The 19869-nt window shown below is 64.7% G+C and carries 19 protein-coding genes and 1 pseudogene; 13 read left to right on the top strand and 7 right to left on the bottom strand.

Annotated features, from left to right (window positions below):
* Positions 1 to 10: 10 nt before the first annotated feature.
* The 3 genes from C492_RS17930 to C492_RS17920 form a co-directional block, all read right to left on the bottom strand.
* Positions 11 to 226 carry a hypothetical protein gene (locus C492_RS17930; protein ID WP_008426218.1) on the bottom strand — a complete coding sequence of 72 codons (216 nt, stop codon included), beginning with the start codon at positions 224 to 226 and terminating at the stop codon, positions 11 to 13.
* The gene (locus C492_RS17925; RefSeq protein WP_008426217.1) at positions 223 to 486 is read right to left on the bottom strand and encodes a HalOD1 output domain-containing protein; all 264 of its coding nucleotides are present in this window, start codon (positions 484 to 486) and stop codon (positions 223 to 225) included. The genes C492_RS17930 and C492_RS17925 overlap by 4 nt, the downstream gene beginning before the upstream one ends.
* A gap of 144 nt (positions 487 to 630) precedes the next feature.
* On the bottom strand, positions 631 to 1596 hold the full coding sequence (locus tag C492_RS17920) for a transcriptional regulator (protein ID WP_008426216.1): 966 nt from the start codon (positions 1594 to 1596) through the stop codon (positions 631 to 633).
* Positions 1597 to 1758: 162 nt separating this feature from the next.
* Between C492_RS17920 and C492_RS17915 the strand changes: the two genes are divergently transcribed.
* Positions 1759 to 3051 (top strand): tRNA(Ile)(2)-agmatinylcytidine synthase, encoded by a 1293-nt coding sequence (locus C492_RS17915; protein WP_008426215.1) that lies wholly within the window; start codon positions 1759 to 1761, stop codon positions 3049 to 3051.
* Between the two features lie 25 nt (positions 3052 to 3076).
* Here the strand turns inward: C492_RS17915 and C492_RS17910 are convergent, their stop codons facing one another.
* On the bottom strand, positions 3077 to 3280 hold the full coding sequence (locus C492_RS17910) for a VNG_1110C family protein (RefSeq protein ID WP_008426212.1): 204 nt from the start codon (positions 3278 to 3280) through the stop codon (positions 3077 to 3079).
* 964 nt (positions 3281 to 4244) lie between these two features.
* Here C492_RS17910 and C492_RS23905 point away from each other — a divergent pair.
* The 7 genes from C492_RS23905 (at position 4245) to C492_RS17880 (ending at position 12572) form a co-directional block, all read left to right on the top strand.
* The gene (locus tag C492_RS23905; protein WP_152424946.1) at positions 4245 to 4523 is read left to right on the top strand and encodes a hypothetical protein; all 279 of its coding nucleotides are present in this window, start codon (positions 4245 to 4247) and stop codon (positions 4521 to 4523) included.
* 280 nt (positions 4524 to 4803) lie between these two features.
* Positions 4804 to 5919: an OBG GTPase family GTP-binding protein gene (locus C492_RS17905; protein WP_008426211.1), complete on the top strand. Its 1116-nt coding sequence runs from the start codon at positions 4804 to 4806 to the stop codon at positions 5917 to 5919.
* Between the two features lie 84 nt (positions 5920 to 6003).
* Positions 6004 to 7731, top strand: a complete 1728-nt coding sequence (locus C492_RS17900; protein ID WP_008426208.1) for a Na+/H+ antiporter NhaC family protein — start codon at positions 6004 to 6006, stop codon at positions 7729 to 7731.
* A 48-nt stretch (positions 7732 to 7779) separates the two neighbouring features.
* Positions 7780 to 8574, top strand: a complete 795-nt coding sequence (locus C492_RS17895) for a VOC family protein (protein WP_008426207.1) — start codon at positions 7780 to 7782, stop codon at positions 8572 to 8574.
* Between the two features lie 117 nt (positions 8575 to 8691).
* Positions 8692 to 9285, top strand: a complete 594-nt coding sequence (locus C492_RS17890) for a hypothetical protein (RefSeq protein ID WP_008426202.1) — start codon at positions 8692 to 8694, stop codon at positions 9283 to 9285.
* The gene (locus C492_RS17885) at positions 9269 to 9781 is read left to right on the top strand and encodes a metal-dependent hydrolase (protein WP_008426201.1); all 513 of its coding nucleotides are present in this window, start codon (positions 9269 to 9271) and stop codon (positions 9779 to 9781) included. The genes C492_RS17890 and C492_RS17885 overlap by 17 nt, the downstream gene beginning before the upstream one ends.
* 415 nt (positions 9782 to 10196) lie before the next feature.
* On the top strand, positions 10197 to 12572 hold the full coding sequence (locus tag C492_RS17880) for a BGTF surface domain-containing protein (protein ID WP_083898872.1): 2376 nt from the start codon (positions 10197 to 10199) through the stop codon (positions 12570 to 12572).
* Between the two features lie 586 nt (positions 12573 to 13158).
* On the opposite strand, the gene C492_RS17875 is transcribed toward C492_RS17880, so the two are convergent.
* Positions 13159 to 14478 (bottom strand): FAD-dependent oxidoreductase, encoded by a 1320-nt coding sequence (locus C492_RS17875; RefSeq protein WP_008426198.1) that lies wholly within the window; start codon positions 14476 to 14478, stop codon positions 13159 to 13161.
* A gap of 68 nt (positions 14479 to 14546) precedes the next feature.
* Positions 14547 to 15842, bottom strand: coding sequence for a TIGR00341 family protein (locus tag C492_RS17870; protein ID WP_008426197.1), 1296 nt, complete (start codon positions 15840 to 15842; stop codon positions 14547 to 14549).
* A gap of 101 nt (positions 15843 to 15943) precedes the next feature.
* On the opposite strand from C492_RS17870, the gene C492_RS17865 reads away from it, so the two are divergent.
* From C492_RS17865 to C492_RS17850, 4 genes and pseudogenes are all read left to right on the top strand, one after another.
* Positions 15944 to 16231 (top strand): DUF357 domain-containing protein, encoded by a 288-nt coding sequence (locus C492_RS17865; RefSeq protein WP_008426195.1) that lies wholly within the window; start codon positions 15944 to 15946, stop codon positions 16229 to 16231.
* Positions 16232 to 16406: 175 nt separating this feature from the next.
* Positions 16407 to 17418 (top strand): annotated as a pseudogene (locus tag C492_RS17860) (transcription initiation factor IIB).
* A gap of 143 nt (positions 17419 to 17561) precedes the next feature.
* On the top strand, positions 17562 to 17741 hold the full coding sequence (locus C492_RS17855; protein ID WP_049893170.1) for a DUF7836 family putative zinc-binding protein: 180 nt from the start codon (positions 17562 to 17564) through the stop codon (positions 17739 to 17741).
* Positions 17742 to 18020: 279 nt separating this feature from the next.
* A complete protein-coding gene (locus C492_RS17850) occupies positions 18021 to 18257 on the top strand; it encodes a UPF0058 family protein (protein ID WP_005555888.1) in 237 nt (78 codons plus the stop codon).
* A 143-nt stretch (positions 18258 to 18400) separates the two neighbouring features.
* Here C492_RS17850 and C492_RS17845 read toward each other — a convergent pair whose 3' ends face one another.
* Positions 18401 to 18856 carry a DUF555 domain-containing protein gene (locus C492_RS17845; RefSeq protein WP_008426189.1) on the bottom strand — a complete coding sequence of 152 codons (456 nt, stop codon included), beginning with the start codon at positions 18854 to 18856 and terminating at the stop codon, positions 18401 to 18403.
* A 117-nt stretch (positions 18857 to 18973) separates the two neighbouring features.
* On the opposite strand from C492_RS17845, the gene C492_RS17840 reads away from it, so the two are divergent.
* Positions 18974 to 19855 (top strand): DNA-3-methyladenine glycosylase family protein, encoded by an 882-nt coding sequence (locus C492_RS17840; protein ID WP_008426187.1) that lies wholly within the window; start codon positions 18974 to 18976, stop codon positions 19853 to 19855.
* Positions 19856 to 19869 lie beyond the last annotated feature (14 nt).

Below are 19869 nucleotides of genomic sequence, written 5' to 3'. Positions count from 1 at the left end.
CCTCCCGCGGTTAGCGGATCGCGGCGTCCTCGATTACGATCCCGACCGTCGACGGGTCGAGGCGTCGTTCGACCGCGAGTAGGCCGTCGCGTTCGATCCGGGTCGTTTCTCGGACCGCTCCCTCGAGAGCGGTCGTTTGCGTTTCCGATTCCGTTTGCGTTTCCGAAAACGCAAACGGGGGCGATCCGACCCGTCGCAGCGTGGCGTGGCCACGGCCCTCGATCACGCCGTCGGACCCTCGGAAACCGTGATCTCTCGGGTTTCGTCGAACGGGACGGTGACGTAGTAGCCGGCGTAGGAAAACTCGACGCCGCCTCGCCGCTGGCGATCCACCTGGGGGGGTTCGAACAGCGAGTCGAGCGCTTCCGAATCGATGGCGCGGTGGAGCGAGGGGAGGTTCTCCGGTTCCCGATCGGTACGTTCCGCAACCCGTTTGACGATTTCGACGCTAACGGCGTCTCGCCCGCCCGGACGGCTACCACTCATTTACTCGTCTGTCGATGCGATCGGCGTATTTAATTATTGGCGATAATTTCATCGCTACAGGAGCTGGTTCGTTGGTTCCGACCGACTCATCGACGGGCGAGGACGCCGCGACGCCGTTTCGGACTCGAGGGCGGGACGGTCCGCTCAGGCCGCTTCCTCGCGTTCGGCTCGTTCACGAATCACCGCGCGGAGGTGGTCCGCATCGCGCAGCTCCTCGAGTTCGTCGCGCTCGACGAGGGCGGTGCCGTCGACGGCGTCGCGTTTGGCACGGTCGACGACGTACACCGACTGGGACCGGGTCACCTGGCCGATCGAGCTCATGATTCGAGCCCGTTTCTCGGCGGCCTCGGTGAACTCCGAGTGACCCGTCAGCACGACGCCGCTGTCGTCTTCGTCCTCGCTGACCGCCTTGAACGGAGAGCGAACGGTCGGGTGGACCCGGTAGCCGGCCCGGGTGAAGACGGCGACGACACGCTCGTCGGTCGGGTCGGCGTCGGGCTCCTCCGGGGTCGACTCGCTCTCGTGGACCTCGTCGGCGCCCTCGAGGACGTCCACGGGGCTGGTCAGGGAGGCGTCGAACAGGTCCTCTAGGGCCATCGCGATCTCGACGGAGGCGTTCATCCCGTCCTCGTACTTCGAGACCGTCCGCCGGGAGACGCCGAGCTGGCTGGCGAGCTGTCCGAGGCTCAGTTCGCGGTCCTCGCGTTCGTCGGCCAGCAGGTCGCCGTCGATGTTGACGTACAGCCCGCCGGGGGCGGCGTAGATCAGCGGGGTGACGTCCTCGATGAAGAGGTTGTACGCCGTGTCGGGGCTGAGAACGGGGACGCCGTGGCGGAAGTAGGTGACGTCGGGTTTCAGATCCTCGTCTCGGCTGCGCAGTCCGATCACCAGCGGCGTCGCCTGCAGGTAGGTGCCCAGGCGCCGCATCTCGTGACCGGTCTCCTCGTTGAAGGCGTCGATGTTGCCCAGGATCTTGACGAGCAACAGGTTGTCGCCGCGACGCGCCGCGACGTCGAAGCTCTTCGGGCGGATCGCACACCGGTCGCTAACCACGAATCCCGCGTCCTCTAACATCGCGGTGACGTTGCCGACCAGTGCCGAACGGGACATAGGGGATTGTAAGCGAGTCCATCTATATGAGTGTTGTCCCACCGATCCCCGGGTGCAGGGTGGCGATTCGCCGATCGATCGGGAGGTACGCTTTTATACCAAGAGGCGGCCCGGCGGCGGGGATCCGAAGGTAGTTATCCCCCGATCCGATACCGTCGACCGATGACCGTCGTCGGGCTCGACGATACCGATTCGCGGGAGCGAGGGATGTGTACGACCTACGTCGCCGGGACGATTGCAGACCGCCTCGAGCGGACCGGGGCGTCGGTGTCGCGGCTGGTACTGGTCCGGCTCAACCCCGCCGTCGAGTACAAGACTCGAGGCAACGCCGCGCTGGCGATCCACACCGACTGCGAGCCCGAATCGGCCTTCGCGATCGCCCGTGACCGCCTCGAGGCCCTCGCGGAAACGGCCGACGAGCGGACCCATCCCGGGCTGGTCGTCGCCGACCACGATCCCGACGAGGCGCCGGGAGACGTGAGCCGCTTCGCTCGACGCGCGATCGGAACACATCTCGAGCGGGCCGACGCGACGGCCCTGATCGACCGCCACGACTACCGCTCGTGGCACGCGGGCAACGGCCGCGGCCGCATCGGCGCCCTGGCCGCGGTCGGCGCCTGGCGCGAACTCGAGGACTGGACCTACGAACACATCTCCTATCGCGACCCCGAACGGTGGGGAACCCCCCGCGAGGTCGACGCCGACAGCGTCTTCGCCGCGGCCGACCGGGGCTACCCCGCGGTCTGGGACACCGTCGACCGCGAGGAGGACGAAACGGTCTGCGTTCCCCACACTCCCGGTCCGATCCTGTATGGGATCCGGGGCGACGACCCGGACCCGATTCGACGGGTCGCCGAGGGAATCGAGAGCGAACCCGTCGCCTCGAGCCGGCTGTTCGTCACTAACCAGGGAACGGACGTCCACCTTCGGGAGGGATCGCTTGAGTCGGTTCGGGACGGTCGCGCCTACCGTCTCGACGGACGGGTCGCGAGCGAGCCCGAGACCAGGCGGGGCGGTCACGTGTTCGTGACTGTCGAGTCAGTGGACGATACCGACGGGAACGGCGAGTCGCCGACGCTCGAGTGTGCGGCCTTCGAGCCGACCAAACGGTTCCGCGACCGCGTCCGGGCGCTGCGGGTCGGCGACCGACTCACTGTCTGCGGGGAGGTCTCGCGGGGAACGCTCAAACTCGAGAAGTTCGCCGTCCGAGAGCTCGTCGACCGCGAGCGGGTGACGCCGACCTGTCCCGACTGCGGGCGACGAATGGAGAGCGCGGGACGCGACCAGGGCTACCGCTGTCGGGACTGCAAGACGAGCGCGGCCGAGAAGGAGACGGTCCCGCTCGAGCGCGACCTCGAACGAGGGTGGTACGAAGTGCCGCCCTGCGCGCGCCGTCACGTTGCGAAACCGCTGGTTCGGGGCGGGTTCGACGCGCCGACCCATCTCGAGCGGTAGCCGCGTCGACGGCCCGACGCGGCGCCTACTGGACGGCGATCCCGCGGCGAGCGAGGAACTCGCCGACCTCCTTGATCTCGACGGGGCTGCCGACGATCCGATAGCGGTCGTCGTCCTCCGGAACGACGGTGACGGTAAACTCCTCGTCGAGCTGCGGCTCGATGGACTCGAGGGTCTCGCGGGGGAGCACGATCTGGGTGCTGTCGCGCAGCTGCGACGGTTCGGGCATTCGTCTGGTTCCTCTACCGCACGGATGTCGTTTATGCGTGTCGAATTCTCATCGTCGATCGTAGGACTACCAGTGGGACGATCCAGTAGTACGCGGAGTCGCTCCGTTCTTTCCGCGGCAGGAGAACGGGCGGGCACACCTCGGGCTCACTGACCCGTATCCGGCTCGGAGGCGATCGGCTCTCGCTCGAGTTCGGAGATGGCACCACGAAACGACTTCTCTAGTGCAACTGGCACCTAACTGCAGCTAACAGCGACTGGAACGTCGGCTCGTCGTTTCGAGGAACGGTTTCGTCGCTTGTATCGTCGCACGGCATCTGCGATTGACAGCTCCTCCGTGAGACACGTAAAACGATGGTACGGACGGGCGAAATGTGAAACGAAGCGGAAAAGGTTCTACTACCCGTATCGATGACGATCCGCTACCCGGTTACCCGTTGCCGCGCTGTCTCGTCTCGCTTCGGACTTCTCGGGACGAGCGCATCTCGCCCGCCGACCATATTTAGGCATCGAGAAGCGTGACTAAAACGATGAAAAATATCTATTGAGCCGGTGAAAGACGCTCCGAAAGTTCGGTTTATTTCGAGAGCAGATTCGAGCTCTTCGACCGGTATAGCGCCGAGGTTTGGCCGTTTCGGCGCTACATCTCTCGGCTAACGCGGGAAACGGAGGCGTCGGGTCGTTCGAGTGCAAAGTCGGAACGCTGTGCTCGATTAATACTCGCTTCGAACGGTTCTCAGCCCTCCTTGTCCCTGCTCTCGCCACTTTCGGGCGAGACGGAATCTACTACTGTCTCGGAGAAAAAAGTGTATCACGATACGAACGCTTCCGTCGAAATTATCGCTCGCCGTGAAAGCTATCAGTGTGCGAAATTGGGTTCGTGTAACAGTTGGAACGATTGAAGCCGTTAATGCGAACTCCGATCGTGGACGCTGATGGGTGGACGGGCCACCCGGAGCAAACAGATGACTAACGACAAAGCACGTAGCGACCGCCGCGGCGTTCTTCGAACCGCAGGAGCGATCGGACTCGCCGCGATCGGATTCACAGGAACCGCTGCAGCGGGCGATAAAGGTGGCGACCGTAACCGGAAAAAGCCTAACGGCCACTACTCGAAAAAGAGTGGTAAGCGCGGTAACGGGCCGAAGAAAAAGCCGCCAGGAAAAGCTCGCGGCCACTACTCGAAAAAGAGCGGTAAGCGCGGTAACGGGCCGAAGAAAAAGAAGCGCAGTAAGAAGTACTAGACGTACTGCGTAACCCGAGAGCGATACCTAACTCCCTACGGGGGTTTTCGTTTTTCTTCTGCTCGGTGCTTCCGTCGAGAGCGGTTCGTTGCGGCAAGTGATCGATATCCTTCTCCTCAGCAGTCCGACCAGTCCGGTCAACACAGTAGCGATCACATGATTCGAGGAGGAAGCCCACGACTGTAGTCGTGGGTAACTTACGCTTCCGTGATCCGTAAGTCGGTACGCCGTCGTGGGGGGTCGAAAGGGTTTTTCGACGCGGCCGGCTGAGTACAGATAAATGGGGCTCGAGGACGAGATCGACGAGATCGAGGAGGAAATCGCCAACACGCCCTACAACAAGTCGACGGAAGCCCACATCGGTCGGCTGAAGTCCAAGCTCGCCGAGAAAAAAGAGAAGCTCGAGAAACAGCAGTCGGGCTCGGGCGGGGGCGGCGGTTACTCCGTCCAGAAACACGGCGACGCGACCGTGGCGCTGGTCGGCTTCCCCAGCGTCGGCAAGTCGTCGCTGCTGAACTCGCTGACCAACGCCGAGAGCGAGACCGGGTCCTACGAGTTCACGACGCTGGACGTCAATCCCGGGATGCTCGAGCACCGCGGCGCCAACATCCAGCTGCTGGACGTTCCCGGGTTGATCGAGGGCGCGGCGTCGGGCCGGGGCGACGGCCAGCAGGTGTTGGCCGTCGTTCGCAACGCCGACCTGATCGTCTTCGTCCTCTCGGTGTTCGAGATCGAGCAGTACGACCGCCTCCAGGAGGAGCTGTACGACATCAACATCCGCGTCGACGAGGAGCCCCCGCGGGTGACGGTCCGCCCGAAGATCAAAGACGGCATCAAGATCACCTCGAGCACCGATCAGGATCTCAACGAGGAGACGATCTCTGACGTCCTGCGCGACCAGGGCTACGTCAACGCCGACCTGAACCTCCAGGAGAACGTCGACATCGATCGACTGATCGACGGGCTGATGGACAACCGCGAGTACATCCCCTCGATCACCTGCGTCAACAAGGTCGACCTGATCGAGCCCGACTACAAGCAGCAGGTCGACGAACTGCTCCGCGAGCGGGGGCTCGACCCCGAGGGGGAGGTAACGTTCATCAGCGCCGAGGCCGAGCGGGGACTCGAGGCACTCAAGGACCGCATCTGGGAGAACCTCGGGCTGATCCGGGTTTACATGGACAAACCCGGCCGCGGCATCGACTGGGAGGAGCCGCTGGTGATCGAGGCGGGATCGACCGTCGGCGAGGCCATCGGAAAGCTCGGCGGGGAGATGGAAGAGCGGTTCCGGTTCGCCCGCGTCAGCGGCCCCAGCGCGACCCACGACGAACAGCAGGTCGGCACCGATCACGTCCTCGAGGACGAGGATGTGTTGAAGCTGATTCTCCGACGGTAGGCGTCCGATCGCGAGACCGCCCCCTTTCGACACGCTACCTGCGGAATGGTCAGGATTATCAGTCGCGACGGTCTCCCCGTACCTATGGTAGAGTCCGGCGCTCTCTCGGCCGTGCCCGCTCTCTCGCTCGTGCCGCCGCTGCTCGCGATCGCGCTCGCGATCGTGACCCGCCGGCCGATCCTCTCGCTGTTTCTGGGAATCTGGTCGGGCGGCGTCATCGCGACCGAGAGCCTCGGCCTCGGGCGGACCTTCGAGTGGATCGTCGCGGCGATCATCGCCGACGACGGCTTTCACGTCCAGATCCTGCTTTTCACGCTGCTGCTCGGCTCCGGCGTCGCGCTCATCTGGCGCCTCGGCGGAGCGATGGCCGTCCGCAACTGGGCGGTAGACCACCTCGAGACCCAGCGCAACGCCGGCCTGGCGACGTGGATCCTCGGAATGGCGCTGTTTTTCGACGACTACGCCAACACGGCGATCGTCGGCAGTACCATGCGCGAGATCTCCGATCAGCTGCGGATCTCGCGGGAGAAACTCTCCTACATCGTCGACTCGACGGCGGCCCCCGTCGCGACGATCGGCCTCTCGAGCTGGGTCGCGTTCCAGCTGTCGATGATCGAGGACGGGTACGGACAGCTGGCGGAAGGCAACGAGGCCGTCGCGGCGGGCGAGACGCCCGGCGCGTTCGAGACGTTCATCGGATCGATCCCGTTTAACGCCTACTCGCTGCTCGCGATCCTCATGGTCGGCATCGTCGTCTACTCCCGACGGGATTACGGCGAGATGCTCGACGCCGAGCACCGGTCGTGGCAGACGGGGAAGGTCAACCGCGAGACCGCGCAACCGCTCCAGCAGGTCGAAGACGACCTCGGCGAACCGATCGACGACCGTCCCATGCTGCGGACGTTCTTCGCGCCCATCGTCGTTCTGATCGCGGTTACGCTCTCGGGGGCGTTCTGGACCGGCTACCAGTCCTGGCTCGACGCCCAGGCGGAAGCTGGCGAGCCGACGGCGCTCGAAGCGGCGATCGATGCGGATAGTCTCGTTCAGGTGCTCGTCGACGTCGTCGGCGCCGGCGACTTCGCCGTCGCGCTCATCTGGGGCTCGTTCGCGATGGTGGCGACGGCGACCCTCATCGGCGTGGGGTACGGCCTCTTCGATCTCGGATCGGCCGTCGATACCGTCCTCGACGGGTTCGGGATCATGCTCACCGCCGTGACGGTGCTCGTCCTCGCCTGGACGATCAGCGCGGTCGCCGAGGCGCTCGGAACCGGGGAGTACGTTGCCGGCGTCGCAGAGGGGGTCATCTCGCCCGCCGTGCTCCCCATCGTGGTGCTGTTCGTCGCCGCCTTCGTCGCCTTCACGATGGGCTCGTCGTGGGCGACGATGGGAATCGTGACGCCGACCGCGATGACCGTCGCGTACGAGCTCTCCGGCTCGTTCGACCTGATGCCCGTCGTCGTCGGCGCCGTCTTCTCCGGCGCGATCTTCGGCGACCACACCTCGCCGATCTCGGACACCTCGGTGCTGTCCTCGACGTTTACGGGTGCCGACCTCATCGACCACATCCGAACCCAGTTCTACTACGCCGGAACCGTCATGCTCGTCGTGGTACTGTGTTACGCCCTCTACGGTTTCCTCGGCGTTCCGCCGATCGTCTTCCTCCCGGTCGGGGCCGTCGTACTCGTCGGACTCGTCTACGGGTTCTCCGAACTCGACGCCCGCCGGAAGGACGTCGATCCGAAACCCTCGAGCGTCGACGCCGAGATCGACCGTCGGGGAGACGCCGAGCCGGCGCGGGAAAACGTCGACTAGCCCGCCGGCTTCACCACGCTTTTTGCTCCTGCGAGCGTAGTTTCGGGTATGGACGGCACGCTCGACCACGTGATGATGCGCGTTTCGGACCTCGAGGAGTCGCTCGACTGGTACCAAACTCACCTCGAGTACGAGGAGAAAGACCGCCACGAGGGCGACGGCTTCACCATCGTCTACCTCGGCCCCGAAGAGCTGGGCGAGGAGGGGGCGATGCTCGAGCTGACCCACAACGAGGGCGAGGACGTCGACGTCGGCGACGCCTGGGGACACGTTGCGGTACGGGTCCCGGAGGGCGAACTCGAGGACTACTACCAGCAGCTCATCGACGAGGGCGTCGAGGACTACCGCGACCCCAAATCCTGCGGCGGCCGCTACGCCTTCGTCAAGGACCCCGACGGTCACGAGATCGAGATCGTCAAGCGCGACCCCGATCAGGGCGCGCTGTGGTCGCTCGATCACACCATGATCCGCGTCGAGGACGCCGACGAAGCCCTGGGCTTCTGGACCCGCAAGTTCGAGTACGAACACACCGGTCGCTGGGAGTCCGATTCGTTCGCGAACTACTTCGTGAAACCCGAGGGCGCGAGCGACGAGGCGATGGCCGTCGAACTCACCTACAACTACGACGGCCGCAGCTACGACTTCGGTGACGCCTGGGGCCACCTCTGTGTCCGCATGGACGACCTCGAGGAGGACTGGGACCAGCTCATGACCCGCGAAGCGGCGGACTACCGCGACCCCGAGAGCAACGACAACATGTACGCCTTCACGAAAGACCAGGACGGCCACGAAATCGAGCTGCTCGAGCGCGACCCCGACCCCGAGTCGCTGTTCCCGTTCTAACGGAGTCGGTCAGCTTCGCGGGGACGTCGTCGCTCCGCCCGCTTTCCTCGAGGGTTCCGTCCCGCTCGGCGACGAGAGCACAACGCCTATGTCCGCTCGCCTCTCCGGGTGAATCGAATGACGAGTCGGGAGCCGTTCGGCCAGGGCGTTCGCCTCCTCGGGATCGTACTTCTCCTCGCGGCTATCGGCGGACTCGTGATCTGGACCGGCGCCAGCCCCGTCGAACCGATGGAACAGGAGCCGCCCAACGACGTCGAGGTCGAACCCGACCGCGCCAGCTACGTCGGCGAGAGCGTGATCCTCGGCGGCGAAGTCGTCGAGACCGATCCTCTCGTCATCGCGACGGAAGCGAGCGGCTACGGTCGGTTTACCGTGTCCGAGGACGGCGATACCGACCGGAACGTCGACGGCGACCTCGAGCCGGACGACTGGGTGACGACCTACGGGACCCTCGAGGACGAAGAGACCCTCGCCGCGGAGCGGATCACGGTCCAAAACTCCGGAGAGACCCGGTACATGATGCTCGTCTCGCTGGTCGGCGGGCTGTTCGTCGTCGGCCGCGTGCTTCGGGATTGGCGGTTCGATCTCGGACGCCTCGCGTTCGTCCCGCGCGAGCGTGCACGCTCGCGCGGTGACTCCCGTTCCGAGGGCGGTCGTGCGCGGACCGACGACGGCCTCGAGGCCCCCGCGAGAGGTGATCGCGGTGACTGACGTCCTCACGCACGTGCTGACGGGCTACGTGCTGGGGACGGTGCTCGCCTTCCGCTACGACTGGATGGGGCCGGCACACGTCACGGTCGTCACCGTCGGCGCGCTCTCGCCCGACTTCGTGAAAGCCGAGATCTTCCTCCCGGACGGGCTGATGCAGTACCTCCTAGGAATCCCCTTCGCCTGGGCTCCCCTGCACACCCTCGGCGGAACGATCGCGGTCGGCCTGCTGACAGTGCTGTTGCTCGCGCCCGAGTACCGCCGGCGGGCGCTGGCGCTCTTTCTCGTCGGCGCCGCCACCCACCACGTCCTCGACATCGCGCTCATCACCCCCTCGGGAGAAGCCTACGCCGTCCTCTGGCCGCTCCTCGAGTACCGTCCGCCTGCGGGGGGTCTCTACCTGAGCAGCGATCGCTGGCCCGCGCTCGTCGCCGGGCTCGCGGCCGTCGCGGTGTGGGCCTTCGGTCGGTACCGCGATTCTCGAGCGGAGACGCCGTAGGAACCGGCGGTCGAACGCTCCCGGGCGCTTCCTGCTCGCACTTCGAGCGGACGGCACGCGACTCGAGTACGGACCCGTAACTGATTGCCGATATCCAACTAAACTATCCAGATCTGGAGTTAGATCTATCTGATACCTATAACTCAAAAACATGTACGCTCATTCGGTAGAATAAGCAGATTCGTACTTTCCAGAGCAAGTTTACTGAATTCGGAAAGCGGGCTTAAATCCGGTACAGCCGGGCTATCGTGGCGTATCGAACACATCGAGAAACGTATATATTGGTCAGAAAGCTTATTACAGACTTCCCGAAAGTGGCGATTACCCCTACCCGGGGCGAGTCGGCTGCGAGGCGGCTGTCGGTTGGCTCGCTCTCCGCTCGATCGCGCGCAAACCAACAAGACAACAACAACAAATGACAAGCGAAAATTCATTCCGCGAAAAGGGACGTGCAGCGTTCCTTGCCGCGCTGGTGGTCATGTCCGTCTTCGCGATGGCAGCGTCCCTCCCGGGCGCCGTCGCCGCGCAGGACGAGACCCTGGACGCGGACGATATCAACGAAGAAGACGTATGGATCGGACAAGAAGTAGAGATCAGCAATCTGAATTCGCCCGCCGACCTGAGTCACGACGGCGACACGGTCCAGAACCTCCGCGTCAACGATAGGAGCGCAACCGTCGACACGAGCGACCTCGAGGAGGGTCGGTACTTCGTTAAGCACGGTGACAACAACTCCACCGGCGTCTTCTGGGTCAACGAACACAACGTCAACGTTGACTTCGAGGACAGCTCCGTCGAGCAGGGTGACAGCACGACCCTCAACTACGACGACACCAGCGACCAGCCTCGCAACGACAGCGACGTCGAGGTCCACGTGACCGCCGAACTCGGAAACGAGACGGTTGGCCAGGAGGACCTCGAGAGCATCCTCCCCGACGGCGAGTCCGTCGAGGACGAGGATGACACGGTCGCGATCAGTAACCTCAGTGAGGACATCGCAGCCGACTTCTCCGAGCAGGACACCGGTAACTACGAGTTCACCGTCGACGTGACCGACACGACGGCCGAGGATACGGCCGAGATCACGGTCGGCGAGGAACCCGAGACCGACGCGCAGTTCGACGAGTCCACCTACGAGGAGAACGTCGGCGACGTCGCCGAGTTCGAGATCGAACACGACGGCACGGACAACCTCACGGTCAACATGACCGACGAGGAAGAGTTCTACACCGCCGACATCGAGATCACCGGTGTCGAGGGTGAGGACAACGTGACGGTCCAGTACAACACGTACGAGGCCGGCCAGGGCAACAGTGACGAGGTCGTCACCGTCCTCGACGACGAGGGCGAGGCGCTGGACGACAGCAACGTGACCGTCACCGAGGAGCTCGAGAACGACGAGAACCAGCTCGGCGAGGACGAGCGACTCCTCCCCGGCGACTACGAGCTCGAGGTCTTCCCCGGAACCGCGGACGAGACCGAGGACGAGACCGACGCCGCGGTCCTCCTGCTCGAGGAGCGATCGACCGGCGACATGAACACGTGGGCCCTCGCGGGCGACGACTTCGACGCCGCGGACGTCGACCTCGAGGACGTCGAGGACTCCGCCGTCTCCACCGACACCGTCGCCGACGAGGACCGCCTCGTCGTCGGCGTCGAAGCGTCCGGCATCTACGGCTACGCTCTCGACGACGACGGGAACTGGGTCGGCGACGACACCCTCAAGCTCAAGTTCGAGGACACCGAGGAGCCGCGCTACGGCGATGCCGACAGCTTCAAGTTGGAGAACATCAGCAACGACCAGGTCATCGTCGACGAGGACGAGGACCGATTCTTCGTCGTCGTCGACGCCGACGAGGTCGTCGACGAGGACGACGAGGAGATCGACGAGACCTGGAACGTTACGTTCTCCGTCAGCGAGACCAACGACTACGTCGACGACGAGGAAACCGTCGAGACGCAGTTCAGCGTCGAGGAAGCCTTCGTCGAACTCGTCGGCGACCAGGACGAGGACGACCGCTTCCAGATCGACAACAGCAACGAGTCCGAGCTGACCGCCGAGACGAACCTCGCGCCCGGCACGGACGGCGACTTCCGCCTTCGCACGACCTCCGAGGTCTACACCTCCGACGCCGAGATCGACGGCGACGGCGTGCTGACGACCACCTTCAACCTCAGCGGCCACGAGGCGGGCGACGAGATCCAGACCCTCCGCGTGACCGCTGGCGACGAGCCCGCACACGAGGCCGAGGGCGTCTTCGTCTCCGCCGACGGCGACGACCAGCCCGACAAGAAGGACGGCTTCAAGCTCGACGCCTCCGCCCCGTCCGAGGTCAACGTCGACGACAACGCCACGCTCGACGTGACCGTCGTCAACAACAACGACGAGGCCGGCAACGCGACGCTCGAGGTCACCATCGGTGACGAGGAGTACACCGAGGAGCTCGAGCTCGACACCGGCGAGTCCACCACCGAATCCTTCGAGTTCGACACCAGCGAGGAGGGTGACGTCGACTGGTCCGTCGAGACCGGCGACGACAGCGACTCCGGAACGCTGACCGTCAGCGACAAGGTGAAAGGTGAGAACGGCGCCAACGGCGCTAACGGCGACAACGGTGCCAACGGTGGCAACGGCGACAACGGCGCCAACGGTGGCAACGGCGACAACGACGAGAAGAACAACGGCGACGACAAGCAGGACGACGACGAGACCGTGCCCGGCTTCGGTGTCGCCGTCGCGATCGTCGCGCTTCTCGGCGCCGCCATGCTCGCGACCCGCCGTCAGAACTAACGCCGACTAACTACCGGACTCCGTCCGGCCTTGCGACATCCCGTTTTTCTTTCGCCCGTCACGCCGCGAAGTGGCGACGCGTCCCAGCAGACGCTCCTGGCGTCTACTCGTAGCCGAGTGGTACGTGATGGTCCGAACGGGGTCGCTCAAGCGACACCTCACTGCGTTCTATCCTTCCGGACGGACCGTTTCACGTCCACCCCCGCGGATTCGTTCGGTCGTTCACTCCCGGAGCACGCTCTGGGCGAAACGAACCGTACTGTCTCGAGTCCTCGAGACGATCAATACGCTCAATTCGCCGTCGAGTTCACACCCAGTAGCGACCGAACGGGATCGGACCTCGAAGATGCTCGCCGTCGGCCTCGCGAACGGGGTTGTCATCGCCGTCGGTTTCGTCGCCGTCTTCGGAGAGCGCCTGCCGAGTACGTCCTCCGGTTTCCGTCCGGAGTCGTGATCGCGGCGCCGTTCGCGGACCGCTTGGAAAACAGTTCCTGACTCGAGTGTGCTCGCCTCGTACCGGCTGCTGTCACTCCGTTCCGGCGTACCCCGACCCGCGGTGTGCCGGGAACGGTTCCGGCAGGCCGCCTCAGTCGTCGGCCGCGGCAGCCTCGGTCTCGGCGCTGGACTCGGCGCGCTCGAGATCCTCGAGGTACTCGTCGACGTCGAGCGCGGCCTTCGAGCCCATCCCCGCGGCGGTCACCGCCTGCTGGTAGTGGTAGTCGACGACGTCGCCAGCGCCGAAGATGCCGGGGACGTCGGTCTCGGTCTGGCCGCCGCCGGAGCCGCCCTGGGTGCGCAGGTAGCCCTCGTCGTCCATCGTGGCGCCCGTGCCCTCGAGGTAGTCGGTGTTGGGCGTGTGGCCGATGGCGTAGAAGACCGCGCCGACGTCGAACTCGAACTCGTTCGTTTCGGGGTCGTCGAGGCGGTCGGTCGGATGGCCCTGCTCGTTCTCGACGAGAGTAACGTGATCGACGCCTTCCTCCTGGGAGCCGTGGATCTCGGTCAGCTCCGTGTTCTTCATGATCTCGATCTCGCCGTCCTCGACCTTCTCGTGGACGCGGTCGACCCAGTACTGTTCGGCGCGGAACTCCTCGCGGCGGTGGGCGATGTAGACCGTGTCGGCGAACTTCGTGAGGAAGGTCGCCTCCTCCATGGCGGCGTCGCCGCCGCCGACGACGAGCATGTCCTCGCCCCGGAAGAACGCGCCGTCGCAGGTCGCACACGTCGAGAGCCCGTAGCCCATCAGTTCGTCCTCGCCCGGGACACCCAGCGTGCGAGCCGAGGCGCCGGAGGCGGCGATGACGGCGTCGGCGGTGTAGACGTCGCCGTTCGTCAGTTCGACGCGGAACGGACGCTGGTCCGCATCGACGGACTCGATAATTCCGTTTTTGAGCTCGGCGCCGAACTGTTTGGCCTGCTCTTTCATGTTGTTCACCAGGTCGGGACCGCTGATCCCCTCCGGGAATCCCGGGTAGTTGGCGACGTCGGTGGTGAGCGTGAGCTGACCGCCGGGCTCGTCGCCCTCGATGACCAGCGGATCGTTGTCGCCCCGTCCCGCGTAGATGGCGGCGGTGAGGCCGGCGATACCGGTACCCGCGATGATCAGTTTGCGGTGTTCGACCTCCGATCCCCCGTCGGTGACGAGTCCGAGCTTCTCGTCGAGCTCGCCGGTTTCCTCGAGCGCGGCCGTCTGGTCCCAGCCGCCGATCAGCTCGTCGTCGATGAACACTTCGGGAGCGGTCTTGCGGCCCTCGGCGCGCTCGACCATCTCCTCGAACAGGTCGTCGTCGCCAGTGACGTTGTAGGTCTCGTACTCGACGCCCTTGCTGTCGAAGAGGTCCTTGGCCTTCTCGCAGTAAGGACACTGCGTCTTGGTGTAGATCTCGACGCGTGGCTGCTCGCTCATACTCCGATGTTAGGAAACTGGACCTAAACCCCTTGCGTTCTCAGCACCGATCGCCGCGTACGGTCCGTCTACCCCCCGGAAGTCGCCCCTTCGACGAACTCGAGGACGACGGAGACGTCGCGGTCCGTCCGCTCCTCGAGGGAGCGTTCGATCACCGTCGCGAGGGTGGGGTACGCCGTATCCGCGGGTCGACGGATCGAGATCGTCACCTCCGTCTCGTCGCTGATCGTGCCCCCGTCGTGGAACTCCGTCTGCAGTTCGACCAGCTCGAGTTCGGCGTACTCGTCGTCGTCGAGCACGGTCCTGACCTCCTCGTTGACCTCGTTCTCGAAGGTGACGTGCTGACCGAGGACGACCCCGGCACCGGTCAGAACGACCGCGCTGATCGCGATCACGACGGCGATCGTCTCGAGGTTGTCCCGGGAGATGTTCGGCCGGACGGCTCCGGTGGTCCACCCTTCGGGACGGTATCCGAGGTGCCAGAGGACGGCGAGTCCAGCGAGCAGGATCGACGTGACGTTGACCGCGACCAGGACGAACGCGCCGAGCGCGACGCCGACGTTTCCCCAGGCGACGCCGATCCCGACCGCAGCCGCCGCCGGGATGAGCGCGGCGGCGATCATCACGCCGACGAGCGAGACGGGGATCGCGGTCGCCAGTCCGAACGCGCCCGCGGCGCCGGCGCAGACGCCGACGATAATCGCGAGCAGGCCGGGCGAGATTCGGTTTTGTACCTGTTCGATGGCCGTGATGTCGATGGCGACCGGGACGACTCCGCCCGATCGAATCAGCCAGGCGAACCCGAACGCGCCGACCATCGCGACGACGAGCCCGAGCACCATCGAGAACACGCCGTCGAGAAACATCCGACGGTCGTCGAGGACGAGCCCGACGGTTCCGGTCATCGCCGCGCTGATCTGGGGCGCGATCACCATCGAGCCGACGACGATCGCAGGGGAGTCGAGTAACAGTCCGGCCGTCGCCACGATCGCGCTCAGCAGGGTCATCGCGTAGTAAGTAACCCGCCCCGGGGTCATGTTCAGGGCCTTCGTCCGGATCTCCTCCCGGGTGATGCTGTCGTCTTCCTCCTGCCCGTTGACGAACCGCTCTTCGAGTTCGTCGATCCGTGGCGTGCGAGCGGTCTCGATGGACGAGACGATGATGAACTCCTCCTCGATACCGACCTCCCGAAGCGAGGTGAGCACGTGATCGACCGCCTGGGTCGGAACCGGGAGCGTAACGAGTTCAGCGTCGATCTCGTTGCTGCACTCGCTCGTTCGGACGTAGTCGAGTCCCTCGTCGTCGAGAACCCGAAGCGTCTCGCTCCGTCTCTCCTCGGGAACGAGCACCTGGAGCAGTCGCATTCGGGAGCCCTTTCGAGTCCGTCGCTAAATGCGTGGTGATTCCGCCGGCGACCGTCGCGCTTCGCCGACGGATTTACGGTCTCGAGCGACGAGAACCGGGTATGGCCGCGGACCTCGAGGAGAAGACGGATCGGTACGGCGAGTTGCTCGCGGAGGCGCTCGAGGCGGCGTCGATCGCACCGCGGGAGGGAACGCCGATGGCCGACGCCGCCGAGGACTGTTACGAGATGGCCGGCTCCTATCTCGAGGACGGGCGTCACTTCCGGGAGCGGAACGACCCGGTCAACGCGCTCGCGTCGTTTTCGTACGGTCACGCCTGGCTGGACGCGGGGGCCAGGATCGGGCTCTTCGAGGTCCCGACCGACGGACACCTGTTCACCGTCGAGTAGTCCGAGTCTCAGACGATTAATCACTATGTATCCGAAACATATATAACAGAAAACCCGGTTAGTTTATAAGGTAGGCGAAAGCTTTATATGGATTACGGTCTTACAATATGTTAGCTGAGGCGACCGGGTTTCTTCTGGTTCCCCCACCCGGTAGCCCCGAGTAACCATCCCAACGATGACAGAAAACATTCGAACCTACACCCGAGAGGACGAAGCAACGACCGAGGAGGAAACCCAGACGGAACAGGGTGAAAAGGAACAGTGTCCGGAGTGTGGCGGACGCCTGATTTCGGATACCGAGCACGCCGAGACGGTGTGTCAGGACTGCGGACTCGTCGTCGAGGAAGACGAGATCGACCGCGGTCCCGAGTGGCGCGCGTTCGACGCCGCCGAGAAAGACGAGAAGTCCCGCGTCGGCGCGCCGACGACGAACATGANNAGCCGCCAGCGCCAGAAGATGCAGCGTCTGCGGACCTGGAACGAGCGCTTCCGGACCCGCGACAGCAAGGAGCGCAACTTGAAGCAGGCTCTGGGCGAGATCGACCGCATGGCCAGCGCGCTCGGACTCCCGGAGAACGTCCGCGAGACCGCCAGCGTGATCTACCGCCGCGCCCTCGAGGAGGACCTGCTGCCGGGACGGTCGATCGAGGGCGTCGCAACGTCGTCGCTGTACGCGGCGGCCCGCCAGGCCGGCACCCCCCGCAGCTTGGACGAGATCTCCGCCGTCAGCCGCGTCGAGAAGATGGAGCTGACCCGCACGTACCGGTACATCATCCGGGAACTCGGTCTCGAGGTCCAGCCCGCCGACCCCGAGAGCTACGTGCCGCGGTTCGTCAGCGACCTCGACCTCTCCGACGAGACCGAACGGATGGCCCGCGACCTGCTCGATTCGGCCCGCGAGGAGGGCGTCCACTCGGGGAAGTCCCCGGTCGGGCTCGCGGCCGCCGCGGTCTACGCCGCGGCCCTGCTCACCAACGAGAAGGTCACCCAGAACGACGTCAGNGGGCGTCCACTCGGGGAAGTCCCCGGTCGGGCTCGCGGCCGCCGCGGTCTACGCCGCGGCCCTGCTCACCAACGAGAAGGTCACCCAGAACGACGTCAGCGAGGTCGCCAGCATCTCCGAAGTCACCATTCGGAACCGGTACAAGGAGCTGCTCGAGGCCTCGGGTTCGGCGGCGCCCGCGTAACGCGGTCGTTGGGAGCGGTTTCTCTCGGCTTTTCTCTCGTCTCGATCCTGTCGCCGAGCCGTCGGCATCGCTCGGTCGGTCGGTTCCCGACCCGGAATAGGACTGCGACAAAGCTTTTCACCTCGGGTGTGGAACAGTATAGCATGGACGAAACGACCGTTCAGTTGCTGTGTCCCGAATGTGCCAAGGACTGGCAGGTTTCTCCCGGCGAACTCCCGACCCCTGCGGAGATGTTCCACTGTCCGAACTGTCACGCTTCCCGACGGACCGCCGAGTTCACGCGGACCGACCGCGACCTCCAGACGCTGAAACAACTCGGCTAGCCGGCGACGCCGATCCTATCGGCTCGTTCTTTCTCGAGCATACATAATTGTAATATTGAGATTTTAGTAATCAGTACGGTATATGAATAACGGTGAACAGAAACGCCCGCTTACCCGGCTAATCGATCGTTGTAGCCGACCCCTTCGTAGGGTTTCGTCCGAGTAATATCGTCGTTGTTTTCGGTTTCGAACGTGACAAGCGTCGAATTCGATCCGGTGTCTGTGCTAACGCGACTCAAGATAATAATATAACCCTGCAGCGGATAGGAATGCATGGTTATGAAGAAACAGGAGCTCATTCACCTTCACGGCCTTCTTGCGGAGGTATCGAACCAGTGCGCGGAGTGGGAGAACTGTCAGATCGACCTCGAGGAGTATGAGTCTCGCGGCATTCGGCCGACATCGATCCACAAATCAAAAACCGACCACAAGGCCGCCGTATTCGCCCTCGCCGGCGGAATCACGACGAACATGCGCGAGGACGAACAGGAAGCCGTCGCCGCTACCGCAGACTAGTTGTCAGAACGTCTCCTTCGATCGCTACTCCTTACTGGCGAGACCGTCCCTCGTCGCTTCGGTCCGTCAAAACGGGATAAACTGAGCGGAAGTCGGGCGATCGGCGCGAACGATCGAAAACTGATCGGCGTCGTCCGGAGGCGTTACTCGACCAGGTCCTCGAACTCGGGGAGAATCTCGTCGTCTTCGGAGTCGGTTTCGGAATCCGATTCGGATCCGTCGTCCTCGCTTTCGGGCGTCCGTTCGTCTTCGCCCTCTTCGTCTTCTTCGATCAGCTCGACTTCGAGTACCTCGAGCGGGATGTTCTCGAGGCGCTGGCCGATCTCCTTGCGGGCGATCCGGGAGGCGTGTTCCTCGCGCTCGACGTTGAACACGGTCATCTCGAGTTCGAGTGCGACCAGCGCCTCGTCGGCGGCGATGAACGCCGGCGGCAGCTCCTCCCCCTCCGGCGAGGTTCGCTCGCCCATGTTGATCTCGACGTAGTTCAGGTCAGGGTTCAACATCTCGCCGGTCTTCGAGATGGCGATGCGGATCGCCTCGTCTTCCGTCTCGACGTCGAACACCGGAACGGCAGCCTCGACGACAACCCTGCAGTCCATACGAAAACGTACCGTCGCCTACAGTATCAAGGTTCGCCCCGAGCTCCGTCCCGGCGCGTGGGTCCCTTCGTGGCGGGTCCGAAAGTCCCAAGCCCGCGCTCCCGAAGGGTGGGACAGATGCACTCCGGCGAAGTCGATCTCGAGGCGCTGTCCGGCGGGCTCGACCTGTACCGCACCCTCGAGAGCGGACAGACCTACCTCTGGCGGCGAACGGACGGGGCGATGTACGGCGGCGCGCCGGCTCCCGACGAGTGGTACTACACCGTCGTCGACGGCGCCGTCGTTCGCGTCCGAAGCCGGAACGGCGTCCTCGAGTGGGAGTCGTCGATCGAGGCCGACCCGCTCGTGCGCCGGCTGCTCCGCCTCGAGGACGACCTCGAGGCGATCGTCGCGGCCGCACCCGACGATCCGCTGTTAGACGAGGCTTACGCGGCCCACCGCGGGATGCGGCTTGTCGACGACCCGCCGTTCGGAACGCTGATCTCGTTCATCTGCTCGGCCCAGATGCGGGTCGATCGCATCCACGGGATGGTCTCGGCGCTGGCCCGCCAGTACGGCGAACCCGTCGCGTTCGACGGCGCGACGTACCACGCGTTTCCGACCCCGGAGCGGCTCGCGGCGGCCACCGAGGGCGAACTGCGAGAACTGGGGCTGGGGTACCGCGCCCCCTACGTCGTTCGCACCGCGGAGATGGTTGCCGACGGCGAGGCCCACCCCGCCGAGGCTCGCGAGCTCGAGTACGAAGACGCCCGAGAGTTCCTGAAGCGATTCGTCGGCGTCGGCGACAAGGTCGCCGACTGCGTGTTGCTGTTCTCGCTGGGATTCGATCAGGCCGTTCCGCTCGATACGTGGCTCAAGACGGCGATCGAGGAGCACTACCCCGACTGCGACCGGGGGTCGTACGCGGCGACCTCGCGGGCGCTTCGCGAGCGCTTCGGCGGCGAGTACGCGGGCTACGCCCAGACGTACGTCTTCCATCACCTGCGAACGCGGGACTGATTCGAGTTATCCGT

The organism is Natronococcus jeotgali DSM 18795 (genome assembly GCF_000337695.1).
In the GTDB taxonomy this organism is placed as follows: Archaea; Halobacteriota; Halobacteria; order Halobacteriales; family Natrialbaceae; genus Natronococcus; species Natronococcus jeotgali.
This window is presented reverse-complemented; position numbering and strand designations above follow the sequence as displayed.

What these genes read in the sequence shown, in the direction of transcription:
- C492_RS17850 (WP_005555888.1), top strand. Translation starts at nt 18,021, where the DNA reads ATGAAGAAACAGGAGCTCATTCACCTTCACGGCCTTCTTGCGGAGGTA.
- C492_RS17855 (WP_049893170.1), top strand. Translation starts at nt 17,562, where the DNA reads ATGGACGAAACGACCGTTCAGTTGCTGTGTCCCGAATGTGCCAAGGAC.
- C492_RS17890 (WP_008426202.1), top strand. Translation starts at nt 8,692, where the DNA reads ATGACGAGTCGGGAGCCGTTCGGCCAGGGCGTTCGCCTCCTCGGGATC.
- C492_RS17925 (WP_008426217.1), bottom strand. Translation starts at nt 486, where the DNA reads ATGAGTGGTAGCCGTCCGGGCGGGCGAGACGCCGTTAGCGTCGAAATC.
- C492_RS17905 (WP_008426211.1), top strand. Translation starts at nt 4,804, where the DNA reads ATGGGGCTCGAGGACGAGATCGACGAGATCGAGGAGGAAATCGCCAAC.
- C492_RS17900 (WP_008426208.1), top strand. Translation starts at nt 6,004, where the DNA reads ATGGTAGAGTCCGGCGCTCTCTCGGCCGTGCCCGCTCTCTCGCTCGTG.
- C492_RS17875 (WP_008426198.1), bottom strand. Translation starts at nt 14,478, where the DNA reads ATGAGCGAGCAGCCACGCGTCGAGATCTACACCAAGACGCAGTGTCCT.
- C492_RS17920 (WP_008426216.1), bottom strand. Translation starts at nt 1,596, where the DNA reads ATGTCCCGTTCGGCACTGGTCGGCAACGTCACCGCGATGTTAGAGGAC.
- C492_RS17840 (WP_008426187.1), top strand. Translation starts at nt 18,974, where the DNA reads ATGCACTCCGGCGAAGTCGATCTCGAGGCGCTGTCCGGCGGGCTCGAC.
- C492_RS17915 (WP_008426215.1), top strand. Translation starts at nt 1,759, where the DNA reads ATGACCGTCGTCGGGCTCGACGATACCGATTCGCGGGAGCGAGGGATG.
- C492_RS17865 (WP_008426195.1), top strand. Translation starts at nt 15,944, where the DNA reads ATGGCCGCGGACCTCGAGGAGAAGACGGATCGGTACGGCGAGTTGCTC.
- C492_RS23905 (WP_152424946.1), top strand. Translation starts at nt 4,245, where the DNA reads ATGACTAACGACAAAGCACGTAGCGACCGCCGCGGCGTTCTTCGAACC.
- C492_RS17870 (WP_008426197.1), bottom strand. Translation starts at nt 15,842, where the DNA reads ATGCGACTGCTCCAGGTGCTCGTTCCCGAGGAGAGACGGAGCGAGACG.
- C492_RS17845 (WP_008426189.1), bottom strand. Translation starts at nt 18,856, where the DNA reads ATGGACTGCAGGGTTGTCGTCGAGGCTGCCGTTCCGGTGTTCGACGTC.
- C492_RS17880 (WP_083898872.1), top strand. Translation starts at nt 10,197, where the DNA reads ATGACAAGCGAAAATTCATTCCGCGAAAAGGGACGTGCAGCGTTCCTT.
- C492_RS17910 (WP_008426212.1), bottom strand. Translation starts at nt 3,280, where the DNA reads ATGCCCGAACCGTCGCAGCTGCGCGACAGCACCCAGATCGTGCTCCCC.
- C492_RS17895 (WP_008426207.1), top strand. Translation starts at nt 7,780, where the DNA reads ATGGACGGCACGCTCGACCACGTGATGATGCGCGTTTCGGACCTCGAG.